Raw genomic sequence first — 24,258 nt, 5'->3', positions numbered from 1 at the left:
TCCTTTCAAAAAAGAAACCGTCCCGGAGGCTACTGGCTCCTAGCATGAGTAAGTAAAATCCAAGCAAGAGCAATTCAAAATTCGCTGCATCGTGAAAAGGAGAGATGCTATAAAGACCGAATCCTATCATCCATACAGCATCGAAGAGATGATGGAGCCGAGGATGAATGGCATTTTTTCGATAGAGAGACCAAGTCACAAGACTAATGATGCCCGTAAACAGCTGGTAGCTCGCGATGATAAAAACCAAGAGATAGAGGGCAAGGTCTTGCAAGATGATAGAGTCAAACACCAGAGCCGCAACCGCCAGCTTGCCCAAGGTTACAAAGATATTTTCCCGACGTTTTTTATCCTGAAACCAGCGAGTCAACAAGTGCCAAACCGCTGACAAGGAAAAGTAGCCCATCAGCAACTGGTATCCCATTCTCGGAATAACTTGTCCAAATCGGATCAAGAGAAGCCCTAAAACAATAGCAAGTAGTCCCTCCCCGATACTCTTCCACTTGCTATAGGTTTCAGAAAACTTAGGCATTTTCTTGCTCCAACTGGTCAACCAAGTAACGAATTGGTTGTTTTAAGATTGGATGGATAAAATGGGGAGCTATTTCCACTAACGGCTCAAGAACAAAGAGGCGTTCTGCTATATAAGGATGAGGCAATATGAGCTCGTCTGTGTAAATAATCTGGTCCTCCATAAAGAGTAGGTCCAAATCAATCAAACGAGGCCCCCAATGCACCTCTCGAACCCGTCCCATTTCTGACTCAATAGCTAATAATGTTTCTAACAAGACTGGTGCTGGTAGCCAAGTCTCTACTTCAATCACCTGATTGGCAAAGCTATCCTGATCCACACCTCCCCAAGGCTCTGTCGCCAAGACACTGGACTCCTTGAGAATATGGATACCTCGAGCTCGCAGTTTGTCAATAGCTTGTTCCAAGTTGGCTTCCTTATCGCCCATATTGCTTCCTAGGGCGATAAAGGCACGTTGCTTGCGACGGTGGATGGTTACCGAGCAGGTATCTAGTGGTAAATGCACTGGAGCCCATGGTTTTTTTAGTTCCAACTCAATCTCTTGGACAAGAGGATAAGTCTCAAAGGTACGTTCAACTAGTTTGTAGGCTACCGTTTCAATCAAATCCTCAGTGCTTTCCTGAAACCAAGTCGTCCACTGCTGACACAGTTCTCCGTAATGGACAGAAGCTGTCAAATCCAATTCTGTAGCCGCCTTGGTCATATCATAGGATAAGCTTGCGGAAATAACAAACTTCTGCCCCAATTCTTTCTCACTAGGGAAAAGACCATGATAGGCAAAAATTTCCAAATCTTTAATCTGCAGTTGATCCATAACTAGTCCTTTCTAGAAAAATCCGCATGAAGCGGATTATTTTTATACTCAATGAAAATCAAAGTACAAACTAGGAAGCTAGCCGTAGGTTGCTCAAAGCACTGCTTTGAGGTTGTAGATGGAAGCTGACGTGGTTTGAATCTGATTTTCGAAGAGTATTATAGTCCCATTAAACGATAAGCTTGATCTCGGAGGTCCTTATCTGTTTCAAATAGACCGCGAGCTACTGTCGTCAAGGTTGCAGTACCTGGTTTTCTGACACCACGCATGCTCATACACATATGTTCTGCCTCAATAACAACAAAGGCTCCCTTAGCACCCAGATAGTCCATCAAGGCATCAGCAACCTCAATATTCAAACGTTCTTGAATCTGTGGTTTTTTAGAATAAACTTCAACCGTACGGGCAAGCTTGGACAAGCCTGCCACACGGCCATCTGGAATGTAGGCAATGTGCGCTCTACCATAAAATGGCAAAAAGTGGTGCTCACACATAGTATGGAAAAAGATATCCTTTTCCACTACCATATTATCGTCGATAATCTCAAAGGATTTTGACAGGTGTTCCTCAGCAGTTTGGCCAAGACCTGAAAAAATCTCTTGGTACATACGGGCTACACGAGCAGGTGTTTCCTGCAAGCCCTCGCGGTTAGCGTCCTCACCAACAGCCTCGATAATCATTTTTACAGCCGTTTCAATCTTTTGTGTATCCATTCTCGTTTTTCCTCTCCATTAGATAGGTTCTCACTTGGCTCAAGAAATACAAGGAACCCGTGACAATCCTAACTGTTTGTTTCTCTTCATTTTTATCTGTCAATTTCTGCTCTAGAAAATCCGGCCAACTTTGGTAATTGAGATTTCTAGACTTTGCTGTCTTTTTCAGCACGTTTTCATCAGTCGCCCGACTATCGTCAAAATGGGTTAAAGTCAATTGACTATCTGGCACCGTTTCTAGCAAATCCAGCATATCCTCCAAAGCCTTGGTTTTAATGCAAGTAAAGAGGATTTCCTTATGATAATCCGCAAAGCGTTCTTGTAAGGTTGCTAGTAAAGCCTTGATAGCATGGGGATTGTGGGCCCCATCCAAAATCATCAAGGGGTCGCTAAACACGACCTCCAAACGCCCTGGCCATCTGGTCTCTTTCAAAGCTTGAGCAACCAAGTCATTACTTGCCAACTCCCGTCCAGTCTCCTGACAATAAGTGTCTAGGAGAGCAAGCGCCATCCCCGCATTCTCTATCTGATGTAAACCAAGTAGGCCTGTTTGAAAGCGACCTTGTCTGACAGAACTAATATAATCAAAGATTTCGCCTGTCACCACACTCTTTTGGTGACTGACCTGATAATCTTTCCCATAGGCAAGTCTCGGTGCATTTTTATCTTCTGCAATGTAGTCAATCACAGCCAAGGCTTCAGGAACAATATGACCTGTCACTAATGGAATACCTTGTTTGATAATACCAGCCTTCTGCTCTGCTATGGATTCCAAGGTGTCACCAAGTAGGGCCACATGATCCAGTCCAATAGTCGTAATTCCTGTTAAAATTGGCTGACAGACATTAGTACTATCCAGAAGGCCACCCATACCGACTTCCATGATGGCCACATCTACTAGCTCTGAGGCAAAGTAATCATAGGCTATAGCTGTAATTATCTCAAACTCGGTTGTTCCCTGCAAATTATCAGCAGATTCCCCCTCAAGCAAAGACTGATAGTCTGCCATGAGGGCTTCTAGCCTAGTTTCTGGGATGGATTCCCCATTAATGCTAATCTGATCCGTATAATGAATAAGATAGGGCGAGCTGAACACCCCAACTCTCAGCCCTAGGTTTTCCAGCATCTTTTTCAAAAAAGCAATGGTAGACCCCTTGCCGTTGGTCCCTCCGATATGGATGACCTTGAGTTTGAGCTGGGGATTGCCTCGCAGAGCTAGGAGTTCTACCATGCGTTCCAAGCCAAAATGTGGTTGGTCCGTCCGGTAGTGGGCAATCCACTGATTGTTTTCAATTTCGTTCATCTTACTTATATTGTTTTAAATCTAGATTTTCTGCATCATCTGCCAAACGAATGGCTGACGCAATTTCAACTGCCATCCTGTGACTGGCAACATCGTGCACGCGCACCACTTCCACACCCTGTCTCGCAGCGATACTGGTTACATGAGCCGAAGCGGTGTCCCGATTTCGGAAACCGACTTCCGTCTCAGGATTGACTTCAAAGCCATTCTCCTCAAGGATATTGATAACAAACCGCTTGCGCGAAACACCAAGAAAGATTGGATAGCCCTGCTGATGCAATTTATCAAGGTCCCGTAGAAGAAGTAGATTTTCCTTCTTGGTGAGACCAAAACCAATTCCCGGATCCAGCAAAATGTTTTCTCTTGCTATCCCAGCTTGATTGGCTCTCGCTAGTGCTCGTTCAAAGAAAGCCTCCATCAAGTCTTCAATTGGCATTTTTTCAAAGTCAGCTAACTCTTCCTCTGTAAAAGCTTGCCCAAAACCAAAATGAGGAAATATGAGCGAACTAGGGTGCTGAGGTCGAGCCATGACTGGATTAAACATGATGACTACTTTCGCACCAGCCTTAGCAACCACATCCGCCATTTTCTCATCTCCCATGAGACCCGTAATGTCATTTACCAGATTGGCACCAGCAGCCAAAGCAGCCTCTGCCACCTGACTTTTCCAAGTATCGATGGAAATGAGAACATCACTTTCCTCACAGATAGCTTTAATCACTGGAACAACACGCTGGATTTCCTCTTCTATCTCAACATAGCTACTGCCCGGCCGAGTCGATTCTCCACCGATATCAAGCATGCTAGCTCCTTCAGCTATCAATTTACGGGCTTGCTGAAGCGCCTGGTCAACAGCAAAAAACTGACCACCATCCGAAAAGGAATCTGGTGTTACATTGATAATTCCACAAATAGCTGTTTTTGCCTGACTAGCTTTACTGAACATAAGGTCACTCCTCAAGGTTTTTCACCACATTATTTCTCTATTTTACCATAAAAAGAAAAAGATGGATACGCTAGTATTCATCTTTTCCAAGCGGCTAATGGTTTAGAATGATAGACCTAGATTTCTACTAATCAATACCAATAAGGCCAACAAACAAAATGCAATACCATTGAGAATCATATGAAGCAAAATGGACATCTCCAAACGCTCAGTCTTATAGGCTGTCCAAGTCAAAACCGTTGACATTCCTCCATAAATAATCACAGAAGGTAGATTGGTTGGCATATGAAGCAAGGCAAAGACGATTGCACCAACAATAAAACCTAGTTTTTCTTTTCCGCGGAAGATCTTTTTTGGAATAATCCCACGACACAAAATTTCTTCACAAATCGGCGCAATCAAGACTAGTAGGAAGAAAGTTGAAATCAAGGAACTATTCTGAACCAAACCATTCAGTATTGATTGGTTACTGGTTGTTGCCTCATTTGTTAGTCGAAGCAGTAGTGAACCCAAGAGATTTGTCGCAAAAATCACCAGATAACTCAGTACCAAGCGAGCCAAGTCTTTTGCCTTAAAAAAGGATAGATTAAAAGTAGCAAGTTGTGTTTTTCGTGCACCAATAATGAATACAATCAAAACGACTATGGATAGAGCACCTACTAAGAGCCCTGACTGTAAAATCGGAAACTGTTTGTTTGCTAAAAACAAAGCAAGTCCTATGGGAAATTGAGATAGAACAAAAGCTACCAAAAGGATGATCACCCATTTCCCTCTGTTTAAAACCTCTTGCCAAATCGTCTTATCTTTCATGATGTACCTCCTTATAAGAAAAAGGGGAGACTCCCCTTTTTCTATTATACCATTTATAGCGCCATACTGATATAGTTAAGGATAAACAAGGCATCCAAAATCCAAATCATCACGTGCACATCCTTGGCTTGACCTTTGACAACTTTTGTCAAGGTATATGTCAAGAAACCAACAGCAATCCCTTGTGTGATAGAGTAGCTGAATCCCATAAAGATAGATGTGAAGAAGGCAGGAACCGCTTCAGCCATATCATCCCAAGGGATATTTTTCAAGTTAGAAAGCATCATGATTCCGACGATGATCAAAATTGGTGCTGTTGCAGCTGTCGGAACAATCGCTAGAAGTGGGCTAAAGAAGCTAGATAGAGCAAAACAGATCGCAACCACTAGGGCTGTCAAACCAGTACGTCCACCAGCACCGATACCAGCCGCAGATTCAACATAGGTCGTAACGTTTGAAGTACCTGCAATGGCACCTACCGAAGTTGCCACCAAGTCAGAGTATAGAGCCTTGTCCAATTTAGCGGACTCATGGTTTTCCCCACTTGTCGCAACAATACCAACTTTTTCACCAGTACCGATAAGAGTACCGATTGTATCAAAAATATCCGTTAGTGAGAAGGCAAGAATAGCCATCAAGGTTTCTGGTAAACGCGAAGTGTTTGAAATCAAAGATCCTAAACCTTCTGAACCAAGAGCAGCACCAAACAAAGTTCCTAAATCATTAACCGCTGCTGAAAGATTGTTGCTAGCAAAGTCAATCCCTGATAATTTGACAACACCAACAGCAATGGCAAGCACAGTCGTTGTTAAAATAGAAAGAATGATTCCACCCTTGATGCCTTTAACAACAAAGAAAATGGTAATAGCCAAACCTGCAAGAGCCACCAATACGGCTGGAGTATTGAAGTCTACCAATCCTGGAACAGCTGCGGAGTTTGCAGTAAGTGCAGCTTGAGCCTTGTCTGCTCCTTCACCTGCTACCGTATAAGTACCTGGATCGATTGAGAATTTCAAGAGACCAGCATTCTTAATTCCAACATAGGCAAGGAAAACACCAATACCAGCCGAAATAGCTGAACGAAGTGTTGTTGGAATAGATTCGATGATCATTTTACGAACATTTGTTAAGGTAATAATCAGTGAAATAATTCCACAAATGAAGACCATACCAAGAGCCTCTTTCCAAGTATAGCCCATCCCAAATACAACTGTAAATGTAAAGAAGGCATTTAGTCCCATACCTGGTGCTTGTGCGTACGGCAAATTAGCATAGAAAGCCATCATCAAAGTACCTACTACAGAACCGATAATCGTTGCCAAGAACACACCTTGAACAGGCATACCCGTTTGGGAAAGCATTTGAGGGTTTACAAAGAGAATATAACTCATTGCAAAGAATGTTGTTAAACCAGCAAGCACCTCTGTACGGACATCTGTCCCGTGCTCTTTTAGTTTAAATAGTTTGTCCATCTTTAATCTCCTTTTGTTTTTTACGAACAATATTAGTATTATATCATTTATCATTCACCTTTTCAATATGTTTGTTTGATTTATTTAATAAATCAAAGCAACTGTAGTTTTTGTTCTTATCTGCTTTTCTTCCTTCTTTTTGATATAATAGTAGACATCTTATCTGGAAACGACTAGGAAGGTTTATATGACTAAAAAAATTATCGCAGTCGATTTGGACGGAACCCTGCTAAATAATGAAAGCAAGCTCTCCGATTTCACCAAAGAGACGATCAAAAAAATTTCAGAAAAAGGACACCATGTCATCATCACGACAGGCCGTCCGTATCGTATGGCAAAAGACTTCTATCGTGAGCTAGAATTGCATACTCCCATGATTAACTTTAACGGCTCCCTTACCCATCTACCAGGACAGACTTGGGAGCATGAAAAGTGCCTGACCTTGGACAAAAAATACCTCCTAGACATGGTCAAGCGCACGGAGGACATCCAGGCTGATTTTATTGCGGGAGAATATCGAAAAAAATTCTATATCACGACACCGAATGAAGAAATTGCAGATCCTAAACTATTTGGCGTAGAGAACTTCCGGCCAGAAAATCAATTCAAACCTGAACGAGTAACCAAAGATCCCAACTGCATCCTCTTGCAAACAAGGGCTGAAGACAAATACGCTTTAGCGGACGAGATGAATCGTTTTTATCAGCACCAACTAGCTATCAATACCTGGGGCGGGCCCCTCAACATCCTCGAGTGTACTCCCAAGGGTGTAAACAAGGCTTTTGCTCTAGAGTACTTGCTCAATGTGATGAATCGTGATAAAAAAGACTTAATCGCCTTTGGTGATGAGCATAATGACACTGAAATGTTGGCATTTGCAGGCAAGGGATATGCTATGAAAAACGCCAATCCTGCTCTTCTTCCATATGCAGACGAACAACTTCCTCTGACCAACGAAGAAGATGGAGTTGCCCGCGCTTTACAAAATTTATTCTTATAAAAGGGAAGATTGCATGGTCGCAATCTTTCCTTTTTGTTTTCATTTTATTTTCACTAAAGCGGCTTATTTTCTGTATTTTTATATTAAATTTTCTATTACCATTTTCATTTATCTCTCAAAAAACATTGATATATTAATATTTTTAAAAAGTCATTCTATGAAAACTTTTACATCTTTTTAGAAAAAGTAGTTGATTTTTATATGAAAACGGTTTATACTTAAAGTTAGGCTTAAAGTTTTCTTAAACATACAGTCAAACATTTTATAAGGAGGAATGACAATAATGAGTATCGGAATCATTATTGCGAGCCACGGCGAATTTGCTGCGGGTATTCATCAGTCAGGATCTATGATCTTTGGTGAACAAGAAAAGGTTCAAGTTGTAACCTTTATGCCAAATGAAGGTCCAGATGACCTTTACGCTAAATTCAACAACGCTGTGGCTGCATTTGACGCAGAAGATGAGGTTCTAGTATTGGCTGACCTTTGGAGTGGATCTCCATTCAACCAAGCTAGCCGCGTGATGGGAGAAAGTCCAGAACGTAAGTTTGCCATCATCACAGGACTTAACTTGCCGATGTTGATCCAAGCCTACACTGAGCGCCTTATGGACGCTACTGCAGGTGTGGATAAAGTCGCTGCGAATATCATTAAAGAAGCCAAAGATGGCATCAAGGCTCTTCCAGAAGAGCTTAACCCAGTTGAGGAAGGGGCTAGTGCTGCGGCTGCTCCAGTTGCCCAAGCTGCTATTCCAGAAGGAACTGTTATCGGAGACGGTAAATTGAAAATCAATCTTGCCCGTCTTGACACACGTCTTCTTCACGGACAAGTCGCAACTGCTTGGACACCAGATTCAAAAGCAGACCGTATCATCGTTGCTTCAGATAACGTTGCAAACGACGAGTTGCGTAAAGAATTGATCAAGCAAGCTGCTCCTAACGGAGTAAAAGCGAACGTTGTACCAATCAAAAAATTGATTGAGGTTGCAAAAGATCCTCGTTTTGGTAACACACATGCTCTTATCTTGTTTGAAACACCTCAAGATGCCCTTCGTGCCATCGAAGGTGGCGTGCCAATCAAGACCCTTAACGTTGGTTCTATGGCCCACTCAACAGGTAAAACAATGATTAACAACGTCTTGTCTATGGACAAAGATGATGTTGCAACATTTGAAAAAATGCGTGACCTCGGTGTTGAATTTGATGTACGTAAAGTACCAAACGACACGAAAAAAGATTTGTTTGACTTGATTAAGAAAGCAAACGTTCAATAATTTTAATCTGTTTTATCATTTTTGAAAACAGGATTAAATACTTTATTAAAACTAAATAGAAAAGGAATAAAACCATGTCAGATATTTCAATCATTTCTGCTATCTTGGTTGTAGTTGTTGCCTTCCTTGCAGGTCTTGAAGGTATCCTCGACCAATTCCAATTCCATCAACCAATCGTCGCATGTACCCTTATCGGACTTGCAACTGGTAACCTCGAAGCAGGGGTTATGCTTGGTGGATCTCTTCAAATGATCGCCCTTGGTTGGGCAAACATCGGAGCTGCTGTAGCTCCTGACGCTGCCCTTGCATCTGTTGCCGCAGCGATCATCTTGATCAAAGGTGGTAACTTTACTACTGATGGTATCGCCGTTGCAACAGCAACAGCTATCCCTCTTGCCGTAGCTGGACTTTTCTTGACTATGATTGTTCGTACAATCTCAGTTGCCTTAGTTCACTCAGCTGATGCTGCTGCTAAAGACGGAAACATTGCAGCTGTTGAGCGTGCTCACTTTGTTGCACTTCTTCTTCAAGGTCTTCGTATTGCAATCCCTGCTGCCTTCCTTATCGCTATCCCTGCTTCTGCTGTTCAAGACGCTCTTGGTTTGATGCCAGACTGGTTGAACGGTGGTATGGCTGTCGGTGGTGCTATGGTCGTTGCCGTAGGTTATGCTATGGTTATCAACATGATGGCAACTCGTGAAGTATGGCCATTCTTCGCTATCGGTTTTGCTCTTGCAGCAATCTCTCAATTGACTTTGATTGCCCTTGGTGTCATCGGTGTTGCCCTTGCCTTCATCTACCTTAACCTTACAAAACAAGGTGGAAACGGTGGCGGCGGAGCTGCGACTTCTAACGACCCAATCGGTGATATCCTAGAAGACTACTAGAAAGGGGAACAATCATGGCTGAAAAAATTCAATTATCAAAATCAGATCGTCAAAAAGTTTGGTGGCGTTCACAATTCCTTCAAGGTTCTTGGAACTACGAACGTATGCAAAACTTGGGTTGGGCTTACTCTTTAATCCCAGCTATCAAAAAATTGTACACTAAAAAAGAAGACCAAGCGGCTGCTCTTGAGCGTCACCTTGAGTTCTTCAACACTCACCCATACGTAGCTGCTCCAATCATGGGGGTTACCCTTGCACTTGAAGAAGAGCGCGCTAACGGTGTAGAAATCGACGACGCGGCTATCCAAGGGGTTAAGATCGGTATGATGGGACCTCTTGCTGGTATCGGTGACCCAGTATTCTGGTTTACAGTTCGTCCTATCCTTGGAGCCCTTGGTGCATCACTTGCTGCATCTGGTAACATTGTTGGTCCCCTTCTCTTCTTCTTTGGATGGAATGCTATCCGTATGGCCTTCCTATGGTATACACAAGAGTTCGGTTACAAAGCTGGATCTGAAATCACTAAAGACATGTCTGGTGGTATCTTAAAAGACATCACCAAAGGAGCATCTATCCTTGGTATGTTCATCCTTGCCGTTCTTGTACAACGTTGGGTATCTATCAACTTCACTATCAACCTTCCAGGCAAACAATTGTCAGAAGGTGCCTACATCAACTTCCCAGAAGGTCCTGTTACAGGAGCTGAGTTGAAGGGCATTCTTGGTCAAGCGCTTAGTGGTATGAGCCTAGATAGAGTTCAACCACAAACGCTTCAAGGTCAGTTGGACTCATTGATTCCAGGATTGATGGGACTTCTCCTTACTTTCCTTTGCATGTGGTTGCTTAAGAAAAAAGTATCTCCAATCACAATCATCCTTGCCCTCTTTGCAGTTGGTATCGCAGCTCGTTTCTTCGGTATCATGTAATCTCGGTGAGAATATATAAACAAAAAAGAATCAGGATTAAACCTGATTCTTTTTATGTATCAACTTTTTCTCCTAGTAAGATAATGAAAGCACCCAATCACCACTGCTAGTATGGCAACATAGAGTAGCTGTTTGGCTTCTAAAGGCACAAAAGCTCCCTGTAGGATAAAAGTATTGGCAAGTACACCAACAAGGGCTGCAAGGCTCAAAAACGTGAGCAAAAGCATCTTGTATCGATTAAAAGGCAAGCTGACCTTGGCAACTAGACACAGACCATTGATCAGGGCAAGGAGGAAGCAAATAAATTTGACCTGACCTGGGACAGTGATAAAGAAATTGGTCAAAAGAACACTAGCAACCAGAACGCCACCACCAATCGCCGCGTTGGTTAGGATATCTCTCATAAAGTGAGTGCTAACCTTTTCTTTATTGGACTCAAAAGTCAGGAAGAAGGATGGAATCCCAATCGTAATGGCTGAAATGATTGTAAACTGAATGGGGATAAAGGCAAATTCCAAACCAAATACCACACTCAAAATGGCAAAAACGATGGAGAAGAAGGTCTTTGTTAGAAAAAGAGAGGCTACCTTTTGGATGTTGTTAATGACCCGGCGTCCTTCCATCAAGATATCATAAAATACTGCAAAGTCATCTGTGAGAAAAACAATATTGGAGACGCTTTTTGCTGCACTGGTGGCTCCATTCATAGCAAAACTAATATCTGCTTTTTTGAGAGCCAGAACATCATTGACACCATCACCACTCATGGCGACTGTTTTCCCAGCATTCTGCAAAACGGTCACCATCTTTTCTTTCTGCTCTGGTGTCACGCGACCAAAGATATCATGCTCCAAAACCACTCTTTCAAAGTTCTCATCACTCACCTTGGTCATATCAATCGCACGGGCTTCTTCTTTAAAACCTGCCTTACGAGCAACCCCATATACAGCCACATGATTATCTCCACTGATAATCTTTACTTCCACTCCCTGAGACTCGAAATAGTCAAAGGTTTCCTTGGTATTATCCTTAATCTCATCTGACAGAACGACGTTACCTAGTAATTCCATATTGGCTGGGGTAGTAATCTGGTCCTTGCTATGAGCGAGTGTCAAGATTCGAAAACCTTGCTGTTTTAGATGTTCATAGTAAGGATCCATCGGCTGGGTAAAGCCTAGAAATTCATAAGCACCGAAGAAATAGGTCCCACCCTCTTTTACTTGGACAAAGGAATACTTGTTTTTACTTGAAAAGGCACCAACTTCTTGAACTTCCCATTTTTTCTCACAGGTTAAGTAAGTCTTCAGAGCTCGGGAAGTTGCATTTTCATCTTCGAAATAAGCCAAATAAGAAGACAGTTTCTCTGCTACATTAGCATCCATTTCTTGGACCTTCATATTCCCCGTCGTGATAGTTCCTGTTTTATCAAAACAAAGAACATCTACTCGCGCCAAGGTCTCTACACAGTATAGCTCCTGCACTAGAACCTTCTTTTTAGCCAACTTCATGGCCGCTACCGCAAGGGAGACGCTAACCAAGAGAATCAAGCCCTCTGGAATCATGCCGACCAAGGCGCCAGAACTTCCCAAGACAATTTCAATATAAGTCCGCCCTAGACTAAAACCTCTGACATAGAGCAGAATGGCAACTGGCACCAGCAAGATGGAGACGATTTTTAAAATCTTATCCATGTAATCGCGTAGTTGAGAAGGGTATTTTTTGAATTCCTTGCTGGATTTTGCGAGTTTGTTGATATAACTATCGGGTCCGACCGCCGTCGCCGTGACCAGACAAGTACCGCTAACGACATTGCTTCCGCTCATCAGCTTGTCACCTGCTGTTTTAAAGACTGAATCACTCTCACCAGTCAGCAAGGACTCATCCACTTCGATCGTTCCTTCAAGCACTTCTGCATCGACAGGTACCTGATCTCCCAGATTGAGATGCAGATATTCCCCCAGAACGATGTCTTCTGGATCAATCTCGATCGTTTGACCATCTCGATTGACCTTGTACTTACTTTTACCAAGCAAACTTAGCTTTTCCAAAGCATTTTTTGAACGCACTTCTTGGAAAATCCCGATAGCTGTATTGATAGCAATCACACCTAAAAAGAGCATGTTCTCAAATCGCAAGGTTGTGGCTACCAGAACTGCCAGAGCCAGGTTCATGGCATTAAAGAAGGTAAAGATATTTGAAACGACGATTTCCTTGGTTGTTTTGTAGGGTTTAATGTCGCTGATATTTCGTTGACGATCCTTGATGTCTTGACTGCTTAAATACTTCATTTCTACTCCGATATCCTTTTGTACTACTATAGTAACACATATCTTTTTCTCTGTCACTTAAAGACTCAAAATAAGGAGAACTCCCTTGGCAAGCATCACCTATCGCCACTTCAAGAAGAACTTAAAAAGAGGCTAGGATTCCCCTAACCTCTTTTCTTTATGCTTTATTCTGCCAAGGCTCCCATTGGATCCCATGGTGCAAGTACGATTGGTTCTGCTTCATAGGCAGCTTGTTCTTCTGCTGTCAGCAATTCTTTACGGACAACGATTTGGTAAGTGTATTCGTCCATCCAAGCGTCTGAGGCGACAAAGTAACCATCTGCACCGACCTTGTCTCCCCATGAGTTTTCAACCTTCCACTTGGTTGACTTGCCATTTTCGTCCAAGTCCACACCTGTCAAGACCATGGCGTGGGTCATCAAACTTTCGCTGTAGTCCAAACGTCCAGCCTTGTCTTGAGTGAGTTGAATATCCATGCTTGATTCAAAGTCATAAACATCAGTCGCAAGGATTCCAGCTTTGCGGTTGCTGAGCTGGCCGACATCTGAACCAAACCAAACAGTTTCTCCTGTTTGCATTTGGGCAATCGCCAATTCTTTTAAGCGCTCCATTGGTACGTTGATGTAACGAACTGCACGGCTACCAACCACATTTCCCAACATCTCAACTGTGTAAGATTTACCGTAAGGCTTGTCAGCAGTTGGAGCATTGATAACAGAAACGTAGTCTTCTAGAGGAAGATTGACATATTTCTTGTAAAACTCTTGTGGCGTGATACCCTTTTCGCTTTGGTAGTTATCATCCTTATCGCGATAAGCAAAGTCAAATTTACGCGGTGGAAGACCTAGTGACATAGCAAGGAAGTTAAAGATTTCTTGCAAGAGGTCTTCTTTCTTAGCTTGAACAGTCGCTTGGTCAGCACCAGAAGCGAGCAAGTCACGCAAGATTTGGGCATCTTGGCGAAGCAATTTGTTAAGAATTGCATTGAGCTCACGGCTATTACTAGATGAAACAGACTCAGGGTAAACTGACTTAGGAACGACACCATATTTTTCAAAGAGGGCCACGACCATATCCCACTGTCCACCGTCTTGTTGTGGAGTTTGGAGTAGGAAGCTAACCTTACGGCTCGTCAATTCTTGATCTGCAGTCGCAATGACTTGCTCCAAGAACCAGTTAGATTTTTCATACTTGTCCCAGAAGAAAGTGTGGGCTTGTGACAATTCAAAGTTTTCCAATTTATATTGAGAAATGAGTTTGTGACGGAAGGTGTTGAGAGCTGCAAACATCCAGCAACGACCAGACGCTTTCTGGTTAGTAACCTTGTCCTTGGTCAAATCCAATGAGAAAACAGGTGCATTGTCTACATGACTTTGGCGACGTTCTAGAGCTGCAAAAATTCCATTGTGGCTGGCAGCATTTTCAATTGCTTGGTATTTGACATTTGCTTCATAGTTGGCAAATAGTTTATCTGTAAATGATTCTTGAATCGCGTTCATAGATTCCTCCTTTTATTCTACTGTCTATTATAACTCTTTTCACAAAGGAAGCAACTGAAAAATGAAAAAGGCAGGGACTTTCTCCTCACCTTTTCTAACATAATCCAAACTAAGCAATACTAGCAAGGAGAACTTCTAACTCCTCCTTGGTCAAGCGACGCCATTCTCCTCGTTTCAAATTCTCATCCAAAACTAGAGTCCCCATGGCCAAACGTTGTAGGTCCACTACTTCCTTCCCGCAGTATGCTACCATGCGTTTGACTTGATGAAATTTTCCTTCTCTAATAGTCACCCGAACCTGGCTCTCATCCTTATATGAATCCACTGACAAAATCTCCAGTTTGGCCGGCTGGCAGGTAAAGTCCTTGAGCGGAATACCCTTGGCAAATGCATCCACATCTTCTTGGGTCATAATACCTTTGACTTGAGCCAAATAGGTCTTATCCACATGACGTTTTGGTGAAAGAAGAGCATGGGCAAGCTGGCCGTCATTGGTCAAAAGCAGGAGGCCATGCGTGTCAATATCCAAGCGCCCTACTGGAAAAACTTCCTTGGTTCGAGCAATATCATCCAACAAGTCCAACACTGTTCTGTGTTTAGAATCCTCAGTCGCTGAAATGACTCCTTGGGGCTTGTTCATCATGTAGTAGACAAACTCTTCATACTCCAGCACTTGGCCATCAAAGCGAATCTCATCTCTTTCCTCATTGATCTGCAGTTTAGCTGACTTTTCTTTTTTACCATTTACCGTCACGCGCCCAGCCTTGAGCAAATTTTTGACCTCCGTCCGACTCCCTACAGCGCAGGCAACTAAAAATTTATCTAATCTCATAGAACTATTATATCATACTCAAAAGGAAGCTGGCTCAATGACCAACCAACTATGCACCCTTAAAGCCAATGATTCTCAGTCACCAACGTTTTTATCCACTAATTTTTATAAACTACATAGAAAATTTTTCATCTCATTTTTTCATCTCATTAAAGTGAACTTTGTCCATGCTCTCTATGATTTGCATTAAGGTTTTACTATTTTGCACTATTTCATCCGCTCTAATTGGTCGGTGTGACAAGACGTTTATAAAAGTAAGCAACTCTCCCAGCTTACGCTTCTTGTTGTTCCCTAATGTTTTTCCTGTAGCTTCATAGTATAGAGATTCTATTTCGGCTTGATTAGACTTTTGTGGAAGAAGATTCGTTTTTTTAAAGTTTAAAAATTCTTCAAAAATACGCCTCATACTATTAGCCGCGTGATAAATCTCGCACTGTTCCAATTCATCTGTATATTTATCTTTCAATATATAGATTTCTTGAAATAATTTCTTATACGGAGCAATATTCCCTTGACAAGTTCGTATTTCGCTATAAAAATTGTTACTTGAATTTTTATATATTTCAAAAATTCCGTAATTAGTGTCCGCAGTTTTTATTCCATATGTAATTTGACAAAAATCATTCCAAGAATGAGTAAGTAAAAATATTTGAGGAAAATTTTCGGACAGTATCTTTTTAACTATCTCTAAAACATAGAACTTATTAGAATCATCAAGACTTGATATCGGATCATCTATTACTACAAGTTTAATTTCAGGCTTAAATTTTTTCTGCTCTTTATCACTGTATAATTCAAAGTAAAAATACAATAATGCTAAAAGGTTTTTCTCTCCCTCACTGATATTATCAATTGTTAGGTCGCAATCTTCAAGGGTATGTCTCAAATAATAATTATTGTCCTTTAAGCTTAATGTAATCTGAATTCCTAAACTACTTAACACTTCGTTTAAGAAATCCATAAAATCAATATATTCAGATTTGCTTTCTTCTAAAGTTCGTATTTCCCCTAAAAGTTCCTTATTTCTATTTTCAATTTTCTCAATTTCTGCTTCATTTTTTTGAATATTTTTAATTTTTTCTGAAATATTGGCTTCTTCGATAGCAATTGCAATTGTTCCCTTCGTAATTCTTTCAATATTGCCGATTGAAGTATTTATTTCGTCTAACTTTTTCTTATGTATATCCTGAATTTCTTTGGATCTTTTACTGACTTCTTTTTCAAATTCTAAAATATAATCTTCTATTTTTATTGATTTATCCATATTTAGAATCTTTCTTTCAATTTCCTCCATAAGATGAGTGGTATATTCTAAATAATCAAAATTAAATATTTTATCTATCTCTTCTTTAGAACATCCAAGAACAGATAAATTCCCCTTAATTCTTTCAGCATTATCAATGTTTTTTATATTACTATCTAAACACTCCTTAATTGCTTCTAATCTAAAGATATCTTTCTGCTTAGAATCTTCTTTATATCTTCTAATAGAATCTTTTACATCTTCAAGATTAAAATTATTATGACAGAACTTACATATAGTATCCGATTCATCATGTAACGAAACACCTTTCTCCAGCCATCTAATTACCTCAGAAGTCGGTATGTCACTGGTCAGTATATATTTTTTTTGCAAAGCATCGAATAAAAATTCTTTATCATCAGCAAGAATCTCTTGTATTTTCAGTTCGGGAAGTTGAGTCCTTGTTATTCTATCTTTTTCCTTTTCCAACTCATCACTGTCAGCAATAAACCTTTTAATATACTCTCGATTGTTCACTTTTAGTGCATTTTCTAAATCTGCCGAGTATTGTTCTATGACTTCTTCAACTTTAAGTTTAGATTGCTTTTTATTGATATTTGCAGTTCCTTTTTTATTATCGTGAATACTATCAATCTTTTCTCGAATAGTCTGCCGGTTTTGAGTATTTTTCTTTTTTCGCTCCGTAACGTCTTCTATTTGTTTTTGTAATTCTGCAATCTCTTTTGCGATATCTGCATCTTTTTTACTAAAAGAAACTTTAATTCCCCTAATAGTAGAGTCACTATTATCTAATAACAATCGATTTTTTACATAGTCTCTATTAAAAAATCGAATTGACTCTTCCGTGGTATCTTTTTTAGAGTATTCCTCAACGATCCCTTTAGACAGTGAACTCTTTCCCCTACCATTATAGCCAAACAGTATATTTTTCTGTTTGAAGAACTTCTCTGGAGTAGAATAATTTTTAAACGACTTATAAGTGTAATTTTTAATGGCTTCAATCATAATATAAACCTCCTTGTTATTATATTATAACACATTTTTAAAGAGTATCTGTTCGCATTATCTATAAAAAATACTTGGCACTTCCTCTATAGCGAGTAATGAGGAGCTCATCAAATAAAGCATGGAAGATTTATATAGAGAAATTCGATAAAAATATAGAAACTATCTAGCTTACCAATTTTGCGAAACTATGAAATTATATCATACTCAAAAGGAGGCTGGTACAATGACCAACCTCCTTTTCTTTTCATACTCTTCAAAAATCTCTTCAAACCGCGTCAACGTCCATCTGCAACCTCAAAACAGTGTTTTGAGCTGACTTCGTCAGTTCTATCAACAACCGCAAAGCAGTGCTTTGAGTAGCCTACGGCTAGTTTCCTAGTTTGCTCTTTGATTTTCATTGAGTATCAGATTTAAGAAATTAACTTCCTCGTCTCCAGAAAATAGCTAAGACAACCATAGCACCTAAAACAGCTGGAACAATAGCTATCCCCGCTAGGTTTGGACCCCAAGTCCCAAAGAGCAGGTGCCCCAAAGAAGCACCAATCCAGCCGAGAAACATTTTCCCAAAGCATCCCATGCTTTCTCCGCGATTGGTTAAAGCACCTGCCAAGAGTCCCACTAGGAGACCAACAAACATACTTCCAAGCATAGCTTCTCCTTAAATTGCCCAGTCTCCATTACGGAAGAGTGGTACGCGTGTTCCATCCTCACGGATACCATCGATATCCATTTGATTCGAACCAATCATAAAATCCACGTGAACATCTGAACGGTTAAGTCCAGCAGCTTCAAGCTCTTCTTCGCTCATCTCTGCACCACCAACAACGCTAGTCGCATAGGCTGCACCGATAGCCAAGTGGTTTGAAGCATTCTCATCAAAAAGGGTGTTAAAGAAGGTAATCCCTGACTGAGAAATTGGGCTTGGATCTGGTACCAAGGCACATTCACCCAAGGCACGTGCACCCGCATTTTCAAAGACAAGGTCCTTCATGACCTGATCACCCTTTTCAGCAGTAATGTCTACGATTTGACCATCCTTGAAGGTTACTTTAATACCTTCGATGATATTTCCGTTGTAGCTAAGTGGTTTTGTAGAGGTTACATAGCCATCTGCACGACGGAAGTCAGGCGCTGTAAAGACTTCTTCTGTTGGCATATTTGGCAAGAATCCTTCTCCCTGTGCATTGATAGCACCAGCTGATTCCCAAACGTGGTTCTTTGGCAAACCAAGAGTCAAATCTGTCCCTGGCGCTGTGTAGTGAAGGGCTGAGAATTGTTCTTTATTGAGCATTTCTGCCTTGCTCTTGAGGATGGCTGCATGTTCTTCCCAAGCCTTAACTGGATCTTCTTCGTAGACTCGGCAAGTTTTGAAGATTTGATCCCAAAGAAGATCCACTGCTTCTTCATCGCTCGCAGCATTTGGAAAGACTTTCTTAGCCCATTCAAGTCCAGCTGCAGCTGCTACAGTCCAGCTAACCTTGTTGGATTGCGTTGCGATACGCATTGGCTTCATCGCAAGTCCCATAGCTTTGGCAGAAGCTGAAAGCTTGTCAGCATCCACTCCGTTCAAGGCACCTGGGTCAGAAGAACGGACACCGAGACGGCTAGCCTTGTTTTCCAAGAGGTAGTTCATCTCAGCAATCTTGTATTCTGGTACATTGTCCAAACGCTCTATTGGCGCGTGGAGGAATTTCTCGCGATTTACAAAGTCATCTGCCCATTGAACGATAACTTCGTGTGCTCCAAGTGCATAAGCTTCTTTGACGATTAAGTGAGCCAACTCACGTTGCTCCACATCGATAGAGAGAGCCAAAGTGTGACCCGGTTGCACATTCACACCGTTTGCAACCAAAAGCTTAGCGTATTTTTCTAGATTTTCTTTAAAATTTGGTAAAACCATTCTATTCTTCCTTTTCTTTTGTTATTTTTCCTTCAGAGCAGAAAATAATCCTGCTAAAGCAATGGCACCAGACAAGAGCGCTGTCGATAGGATAATTGTTTCATCTGCCAGCTCTAGCTGATAGTCAAAAACCTTTCAGCTGGTTTATCTTCCGCAAAAATCCTAAGCTTCATAAAGATGTTCTCCATTCTAATTCTTAAAATAACTCATCAAACAAACTCAACTGGTTATCCTCTGGCATATTACCGAGAATCCCCATTTCATCCATCTTCTCAACCAAGGTAGATGAGAGTCCGCCACGCTTGCGCAGTTCTGTCTTAGAGAGGAACTCACCCTCTTCACGCGCACGCACCAACTGCTTAGCAACGTTCTCTCCCAGACCATCCATTGCTACAAATGGTGGGATGAGGGTATTTCCATCAATGATGAATTCAGTCGCATCACTACGGTATAGATCTAACTTGCCAAACTTAAAGCCGCGTTCCCACATTTCATTGACAATCTCAAGAGTGGTATAGAGGTCAATCTCCACATTAGAGGCTTCATTATTCTTCCGTTTCTCAGCGATTTCTTCCATTCTACGCTTAATGGCATCCAAGCCCGCACCCATGGTCTTGATATCAAAGGCCTTGGCGCGGATAGAGAAGTAAGCACAGTAATAATAAATGGGATGGTGAACCTTGAAGTAGGCTACACGCAAGGCCATCATAACGTAGGCTGCCGCATGGGCCTTAGGGAACATATACTTGATTTTTCCACAGGATTCGATATACCACTCTGGCACCTTATTGGCCTTCATGGCTTCGATATAGCCATTTCTCTCCTCTTCGGAGATCTTCAGCCACAAGCCCTTACGTACCCGTTCCATGATGGTAAAGGCCATCTTAGGTTCAAGACCCGCATGCATGAGGTAAACCATGATGTCGTCCCGACAACCGATAACGGTTGATAGGTCCGCAATTCCTTGCTTGATCAAATCCTGGGCATTTCCCAACCACACATCAGTACCGTGGGATAATCCAGACAACTGAAGCAACTCTGCAAAAGTCGTCGGATGCGTCTCGTCTACCATCCCACGTACAAAGTTGGTTCCAAACTCTGGAATCCCCAGCATACCCGTCGGCGTACCGATTTGCTCAGGCGTCACACCTAGCACATCAGTTCCAGAAAAGAGGGCCATGACACCTTCATCATCCATAGGAATTTCATTAGGGTCAATCCCAGACAAGTCCTGTAATTTCCGAATCATGGTCGGATCATCATGCCCCAGTACATCGAGTTTGAGGACATTCTCATCGATATCATGGAAGTTAAAGTGAGTCGTCTGCCATTCAGCCGTCACGTCATCCGCTGGATACTGAACAGGCGTAAAGTCGTAGACATCCATGTAGTTTGGAATAACAACGATTCCTCCTGGATGTTGTCCTGTAGTCCGCTTAACACCAGCCGCACCTTGAGCAAGACGCTCCACCTCTGCATCACGATAAAACTTCCCGTAGTCTCTCTCATAGCCCTTTACAAAGCCATAGGCAGTCTTGGCAGCCACCGTACCAACCGTTCCTGCACGGAAGGCATATTCCTCACCAAAGATATCACGTACATCCAAGTGGGCGCTAGGCTGATCTTCTCCCGAGAAGTTCAAGTCAATATCAGGAACCTTGTCTCCATCAAAACCAAGGAAGGTCTCGAAAGGAATATCCTGTCCATTTTTGCTAAGTTTATGACTACAGTTTGGACAATCCTTATTGGGCATATCAAAACCTGAACCATAAGAACCATCGGTGATAAACTCGCTGTACTGACACTGACCACAGACATAGTGAGGAGATAGAGGATTAACCTCCGTAATCCCAATCATAGTCGCAACAAAACTGGACCCAACAGACCCACGAGAGCCAACCAAGTAGCCCCGTTCATTGGAACGTTGCACCAGCATCTGCGATGCCAGATAAATCACGGCAAATCCATTCCCCAGAATAGAAGTCAATTCTTTTTCAATCCGCAAATCAACAATATCTGGCAGCGGATTTCCATAAATTTCAAAAGCTTTCTTATAGGTTAGCTCAGCGACCGTTTCTTCCGCCTTGTCGATGAAAGGTGTGTACAAGTCACCCTTAACAACCTCAACAGGTTCAAAAATATCTGCCATGGCATTGGTGTTTTCAATGACTAATTTGCGTGCTAAATCTTCTCCCAAGAAAGCAAATTCATCCAACATTTCATTGGTCGTTCTAAAATGAGCCTTCGGTAGCGGTGCTGGTTGGGCATGTTCACCATGACCGATGGTTCGGTTAATCATAGCCCCCTGGCCCAAACTACGGACGATAATTTCACGGTAAATCTCTTCTTCCGGTTCGATATAATGGACATTTCCCGTAGCCAGAACAGGCTTGCCAAGACGGTCCCCAACCTCTATCAAACTCTTGATAATAGTCTGGAGTTCCTCCATATCCTTGACCTGCTCCTTGGCAATCAAGGGAGCATAGATAGCTGGTGGCATGACCTCGATAAAGTCATAATACTTGGCCACCTCGACCGCCACATCCACACCTTGGGAAACGACAGCATCAAAAACTTCACCCTCAGAGCAAGCTGACCCTAAAATCAATCCTTCTCGATGGGCATCTAGAACTGTTCTCGGTATCCGTGGTACCCCTTCAAAATACTTGGTGTTAGACAAAGAAACCAGCTTAAAAATATTTTTTAGACCTACCTGATTCTTGACATAAATAGTCGCATGCTTGATCCGAGCTTTTTTATAAGAATCTGGACTGATTAGATCAATATTGAGTCTAGCCAGATCGGTCACACCATGTTTTTCTGCTACCTCTTTGATAAAGATGAAAAGCAGACGACCAGTAGCTTCCGCATCATAATTAGCCATGTGGTGGTGTTCAAGTGCTACACCAAAACGCTTAGTCAAAGGTCCCAAACCATGGCGTTTATACTCCGGATAGAGGTTTCTAGCAAACTCCAGCGTATCGATAACTGGCTGGCTAATCTTAGGCAGACCATGACGCTCATAGTTGGCATTCATAAAGCCAACGTCAAAGGTGGCATTGTGAGCAACTAAAACTGTATCCTTGCAAAACTCTTGGAATTCTTGTAAAACTTGTTCCAGTGGTTTGGCATTTTTAACATGATCATCTGTAATACCTGTTAACTCAGTAGTAAAGGCTGACAAGGGATGCCCAGGATTGATAAATTCATCAAATTCGGCAATAACATTTCCCTTATACATCTTAGAGGCCGCAACCTGAATCAAATCATTATAGATAGCTGAAAGTCCCGTCGTCTCCACGTCAAAGACCACATAGGTCGCTTCTGACAAGCCCATCTTCACTTCGTTGTAAACGATAGGGACACGGTCCTCCACGATATTGGCTTCCATTCCATAGATCAGCTGGATTCCAGCTTTCTTAGCTGCCTTGTAGCCATGTGGGAAGGATTGAACATTTCCATGGTCCGTGATGGCAACCGCCTTGTGCCCCCACTTAGCAGCTGTCGCAACGATCTCCTCTACCTCTGGTAGAGCATCCATAGTCGACATATTTGTATGGGCATGAAACTCAACCCGACGCTCACCTTCTGGCATCAAGTCCTTCCGCTCATAGTGAACAACTTCCTGCACATCCTGGACGTTCATGGTCAAATCACGTGTGAAGTTATTCATCTCCACATTCCCACGAACTCGGAGCCAAGAATTCTTCTTAATGATGTCAAACTTCTGAGCTTCTTCTTCATTCTTAACCCATTTTTGCATTGAAAAACTTGAAGTGTAGTCTGTCATTTTAAAGTTGATCAAAACGCGACCAGTTCTGGTCACCTTATGCTCCACATCAAAAACGACCCCTTCAAAGACCAGGCGATTTTCCTCAGTCGTCACGTCAATCATCTGGGTAACTTCAGCCTTATCTAGTTTAGGCTTGGCCGCAGCCTTTTTAGCCTGAAAATCAAAGGCTGGCTTCTCTTCTACTGGAGGAGGAGCCATTTGTTCCAGTTGCTCCATAGCCCGGAGCGCTTCCTCATTGGCAGCTTGAACAATCTGTTCATTCTCCGTATGGAATGCTTCCTCCTGCTCTTGTGTAAGAGCATCGTTCTTTTCTATTTGACAAACAAAAGCTGGAAAACCAAACTTTTCGAGTTGCTTTGCCAAATTAGGAAGATGATTCTTCTTAAAGTGCTCCTTATCAATCGCCTCTGAACCTTCAATAATGAGTTGATTTCCTTCCGCACGAACTTGCAAGTTCTGGTAAAGAGATTTAAACCCTTGACTTGCCCACGGACCTTCAGAAAAAGCCTCTCTATAGTAGGCCTGCAAGAGTTCATTAGAGAATTCTTGAGAAAGAGCCTTGATTTCGAAAACAGCTCGGTTTCCTGTCTTAGAAAATTCTTCACCAAGCCCTTTCTTTAACTCCAGAAAGATTTCAATAGGCAAAATTTTAGAAAATACAAAATAAAATTCCCATACCTTACTAATTTTGTGAACCACAACACGCTCAATTCTGGCATCAACAAGAGCAGGATCCCGTCTCAATTGATCAGAGATTCCTAGTTGATTCATTAAAATTTCAAACTTACTTGCCATTCATTTTCCTCACATTATTCTCTTACTATTTTACCATAATTAAAGAAAATATATGACTAGTACCATTCCTTAAGCACTGCTAGTTTACACAAATTTGTTCCGTAAACAAAAAAGAAGACTCACAGAATCTCCTTAGTAAATAAAAAAAGATACCCTTAAGTATCCTCGTAATCAATCGGGAAGACAGGATTCGAACCTGCGAC

17 protein-coding genes and 1 pseudogene are annotated in these 24,258 nt (G+C 41.8%); 4 read left to right on the top strand and 14 right to left on the bottom strand.

Annotation, left to right across the window (positions count from 1 at the left end):
• From HMPREF3057_RS09865 to HMPREF3057_RS01220, 7 genes and pseudogenes are all read right to left on the bottom strand, one after another.
• Window positions 1-532: pseudogene (locus HMPREF3057_RS09865) on the bottom strand (DUF308 domain-containing protein); the annotation flags it as partial.
• Window positions 525-1,346 carry a 2-amino-4-hydroxy-6-hydroxymethyldihydropteridine diphosphokinase gene (gene folK, locus HMPREF3057_RS01245; RefSeq protein ID WP_000372503.1) on the bottom strand — a complete coding sequence of 274 codons (822 nt, stop codon included), beginning with the start codon at window positions 1,344-1,346 and terminating at the stop codon, window positions 525-527. The gene folK and the pseudogene HMPREF3057_RS09865, both read right to left, overlap by 8 nt.
• 158 nt (window positions 1,347-1,504) lie before the next feature.
• A complete protein-coding gene (gene folE / locus HMPREF3057_RS01240; RefSeq protein WP_000380931.1) occupies window positions 1,505-2,059 on the bottom strand; it encodes a GTP cyclohydrolase I FolE in 555 nt (184 codons plus the stop codon).
• Window positions 2,040-3,362, bottom strand: coding sequence for a bifunctional folylpolyglutamate synthase/dihydrofolate synthase (locus HMPREF3057_RS01235; RefSeq protein WP_070696054.1), 1,323 nt, complete (start codon window positions 3,360-3,362; stop codon window positions 2,040-2,042). Before HMPREF3057_RS01235 ends, folE begins: the two co-directional genes overlap by 20 nt.
• A 1-nt stretch (window position 3,363) precedes the next feature.
• Window positions 3,364-4,308 carry a dihydropteroate synthase gene (gene folP / locus HMPREF3057_RS01230; protein ID WP_000491578.1) on the bottom strand — a complete coding sequence of 315 codons (945 nt, stop codon included), beginning with the start codon at window positions 4,306-4,308 and terminating at the stop codon, window positions 3,364-3,366.
• Between the two features lie 102 nt (window positions 4,309-4,410).
• Window positions 4,411-5,118, bottom strand: a complete 708-nt coding sequence (locus tag HMPREF3057_RS01225) for a CPBP family intramembrane glutamic endopeptidase (protein ID WP_000653640.1) — start codon at window positions 5,116-5,118, stop codon at window positions 4,411-4,413.
• Window positions 5,119-5,171: 53 nt separating this feature from the next.
• A complete protein-coding gene (locus HMPREF3057_RS01220; protein WP_000359241.1) occupies window positions 5,172-6,590 on the bottom strand; it encodes an NCS2 family permease in 1,419 nt (472 codons plus the stop codon).
• A gap of 187 nt (window positions 6,591-6,777) precedes the next feature.
• Between HMPREF3057_RS01220 and HMPREF3057_RS01215 the strand changes: the two genes are divergently transcribed.
• The 4 genes from HMPREF3057_RS01215 (at window position 6,778) to HMPREF3057_RS01200 (ending at window position 10,676) form a co-directional block, all read left to right on the top strand.
• A complete protein-coding gene (locus tag HMPREF3057_RS01215) occupies window positions 6,778-7,590 on the top strand; it encodes a Cof-type HAD-IIB family hydrolase (RefSeq protein ID WP_000162337.1) in 813 nt (270 codons plus the stop codon).
• Between the two features lie 283 nt (window positions 7,591-7,873).
• On the top strand, window positions 7,874-8,863 hold the full coding sequence (locus HMPREF3057_RS01210; protein WP_070696052.1) for a PTS sugar transporter subunit IIB: 990 nt from the start codon (window positions 7,874-7,876) through the stop codon (window positions 8,861-8,863).
• A 74-nt stretch (window positions 8,864-8,937) separates the two neighbouring features.
• Entirely contained in the window at window positions 8,938-9,750 is an 813-nt protein-coding gene (locus HMPREF3057_RS01205) for a PTS mannose/fructose/sorbose transporter subunit IIC (RefSeq protein ID WP_001280317.1), read from the top strand.
• A 14-nt stretch (window positions 9,751-9,764) separates the two neighbouring features.
• The gene (locus HMPREF3057_RS01200) at window positions 9,765-10,676 is read left to right on the top strand and encodes a PTS system mannose/fructose/sorbose family transporter subunit IID (RefSeq protein ID WP_000818313.1); all 912 of its coding nucleotides are present in this window, start codon (window positions 9,765-9,767) and stop codon (window positions 10,674-10,676) included.
• A gap of 59 nt (window positions 10,677-10,735) precedes the next feature.
• Here HMPREF3057_RS01200 and HMPREF3057_RS01195 read toward each other — a convergent pair whose 3' ends face one another.
• From HMPREF3057_RS01195 to HMPREF3057_RS01145, 7 genes are all read right to left on the bottom strand, one after another.
• The gene (locus tag HMPREF3057_RS01195; RefSeq protein ID WP_070696050.1) at window positions 10,736-12,964 is read right to left on the bottom strand and encodes an HAD-IC family P-type ATPase; all 2,229 of its coding nucleotides are present in this window, start codon (window positions 12,962-12,964) and stop codon (window positions 10,736-10,738) included.
• 164 nt (window positions 12,965-13,128) lie between these two features.
• The gene (gene pepC / locus HMPREF3057_RS01190) at window positions 13,129-14,463 is read right to left on the bottom strand and encodes an aminopeptidase C (protein WP_000991645.1); all 1,335 of its coding nucleotides are present in this window, start codon (window positions 14,461-14,463) and stop codon (window positions 13,129-13,131) included.
• Window positions 14,464-14,572: 109 nt separating this feature from the next.
• Window positions 14,573-15,295, bottom strand: a complete 723-nt coding sequence (locus HMPREF3057_RS01180; RefSeq protein ID WP_070696048.1) for a pseudouridine synthase — start codon at window positions 15,293-15,295, stop codon at window positions 14,573-14,575.
• A gap of 133 nt (window positions 15,296-15,428) precedes the next feature.
• Window positions 15,429-17,564, bottom strand: a complete 2,136-nt coding sequence (locus HMPREF3057_RS01175) for an AAA family ATPase (RefSeq protein WP_083312789.1) — start codon at window positions 17,562-17,564, stop codon at window positions 15,429-15,431.
• A gap of 421 nt (window positions 17,565-17,985) precedes the next feature.
• The gene (locus HMPREF3057_RS01160) at window positions 17,986-18,216 is read right to left on the bottom strand and encodes a GlsB/YeaQ/YmgE family stress response membrane protein (protein ID WP_000901578.1); all 231 of its coding nucleotides are present in this window, start codon (window positions 18,214-18,216) and stop codon (window positions 17,986-17,988) included.
• Between the two features lie 9 nt (window positions 18,217-18,225).
• Window positions 18,226-19,467 carry an aminopeptidase gene (locus tag HMPREF3057_RS01155; protein ID WP_070696046.1) on the bottom strand — a complete coding sequence of 414 codons (1,242 nt, stop codon included), beginning with the start codon at window positions 19,465-19,467 and terminating at the stop codon, window positions 18,226-18,228.
• A gap of 196 nt (window positions 19,468-19,663) precedes the next feature.
• Window positions 19,664-24,055, bottom strand: a complete 4,392-nt coding sequence (locus HMPREF3057_RS01145) for a PolC-type DNA polymerase III (protein ID WP_070696044.1) — start codon at window positions 24,053-24,055, stop codon at window positions 19,664-19,666.
• Between the last annotated feature and the right edge of the window lie 203 nt (window positions 24,056-24,258).

It is taken from the genome of Streptococcus sp. HMSC072D05 (genome assembly GCF_001815805.1).
Taxonomy (GTDB): domain Bacteria; phylum Bacillota; class Bacilli; order Lactobacillales; family Streptococcaceae; genus Streptococcus.
This window is presented reverse-complemented; position numbering and strand designations above follow the sequence as displayed.

What these genes read in the sequence shown, in the direction of transcription:
- folK (WP_000372503.1), bottom strand. Translation starts at nt 1,346, where the DNA reads ATGGATCAACTGCAGATTAAAGATTTGGAAATTTTTGCCTATCATGGT.
- folE (WP_000380931.1), bottom strand. Translation starts at nt 2,059, where the DNA reads ATGGATACACAAAAGATTGAAACGGCTGTAAAAATGATTATCGAGGCT.
- HMPREF3057_RS01235 (WP_070696054.1), bottom strand. Translation starts at nt 3,362, where the DNA reads ATGAACGAAATTGAAAACAATCAGTGGATTGCCCACTACCGGACGGAC.
- folP (WP_000491578.1), bottom strand. Translation starts at nt 4,308, where the DNA reads ATGTTCAGTAAAGCTAGTCAGGCAAAAACAGCTATTTGTGGAATTATC.
- HMPREF3057_RS01225 (WP_000653640.1), bottom strand. Translation starts at nt 5,118, where the DNA reads ATGAAAGATAAGACGATTTGGCAAGAGGTTTTAAACAGAGGGAAATGG.
- HMPREF3057_RS01220 (WP_000359241.1), bottom strand. Translation starts at nt 6,590, where the DNA reads ATGGACAAACTATTTAAACTAAAAGAGCACGGGACAGATGTCCGTACA.
- HMPREF3057_RS01215 (WP_000162337.1), top strand. Translation starts at nt 6,778, where the DNA reads ATGACTAAAAAAATTATCGCAGTCGATTTGGACGGAACCCTGCTAAAT.
- HMPREF3057_RS01210 (WP_070696052.1), top strand. Translation starts at nt 7,874, where the DNA reads ATGAGTATCGGAATCATTATTGCGAGCCACGGCGAATTTGCTGCGGGT.
- HMPREF3057_RS01205 (WP_001280317.1), top strand. Translation starts at nt 8,938, where the DNA reads ATGTCAGATATTTCAATCATTTCTGCTATCTTGGTTGTAGTTGTTGCC.
- HMPREF3057_RS01200 (WP_000818313.1), top strand. Translation starts at nt 9,765, where the DNA reads ATGGCTGAAAAAATTCAATTATCAAAATCAGATCGTCAAAAAGTTTGG.
- HMPREF3057_RS01195 (WP_070696050.1), bottom strand. Translation starts at nt 12,964, where the DNA reads ATGAAGTATTTAAGCAGTCAAGACATCAAGGATCGTCAACGAAATATC.
- pepC (WP_000991645.1), bottom strand. Translation starts at nt 14,463, where the DNA reads ATGAACGCGATTCAAGAATCATTTACAGATAAACTATTTGCCAACTAT.
- HMPREF3057_RS01180 (WP_070696048.1), bottom strand. Translation starts at nt 15,295, where the DNA reads ATGAGATTAGATAAATTTTTAGTTGCCTGCGCTGTAGGGAGTCGGACG.
- HMPREF3057_RS01175 (WP_083312789.1), bottom strand. Translation starts at nt 17,564, where the DNA reads ATGATTGAAGCCATTAAAAATTACACTTATAAGTCGTTTAAAAATTAT.
- HMPREF3057_RS01160 (WP_000901578.1), bottom strand. Translation starts at nt 18,216, where the DNA reads ATGCTTGGAAGTATGTTTGTTGGTCTCCTAGTGGGACTCTTGGCAGGT.
- HMPREF3057_RS01155 (WP_070696046.1), bottom strand. Translation starts at nt 19,467, where the DNA reads ATGGTTTTACCAAATTTTAAAGAAAATCTAGAAAAATACGCTAAGCTT.
- HMPREF3057_RS01145 (WP_070696044.1), bottom strand. Translation starts at nt 24,055, where the DNA reads ATGGCAAGTAAGTTTGAAATTTTAATGAATCAACTAGGAATCTCTGAT.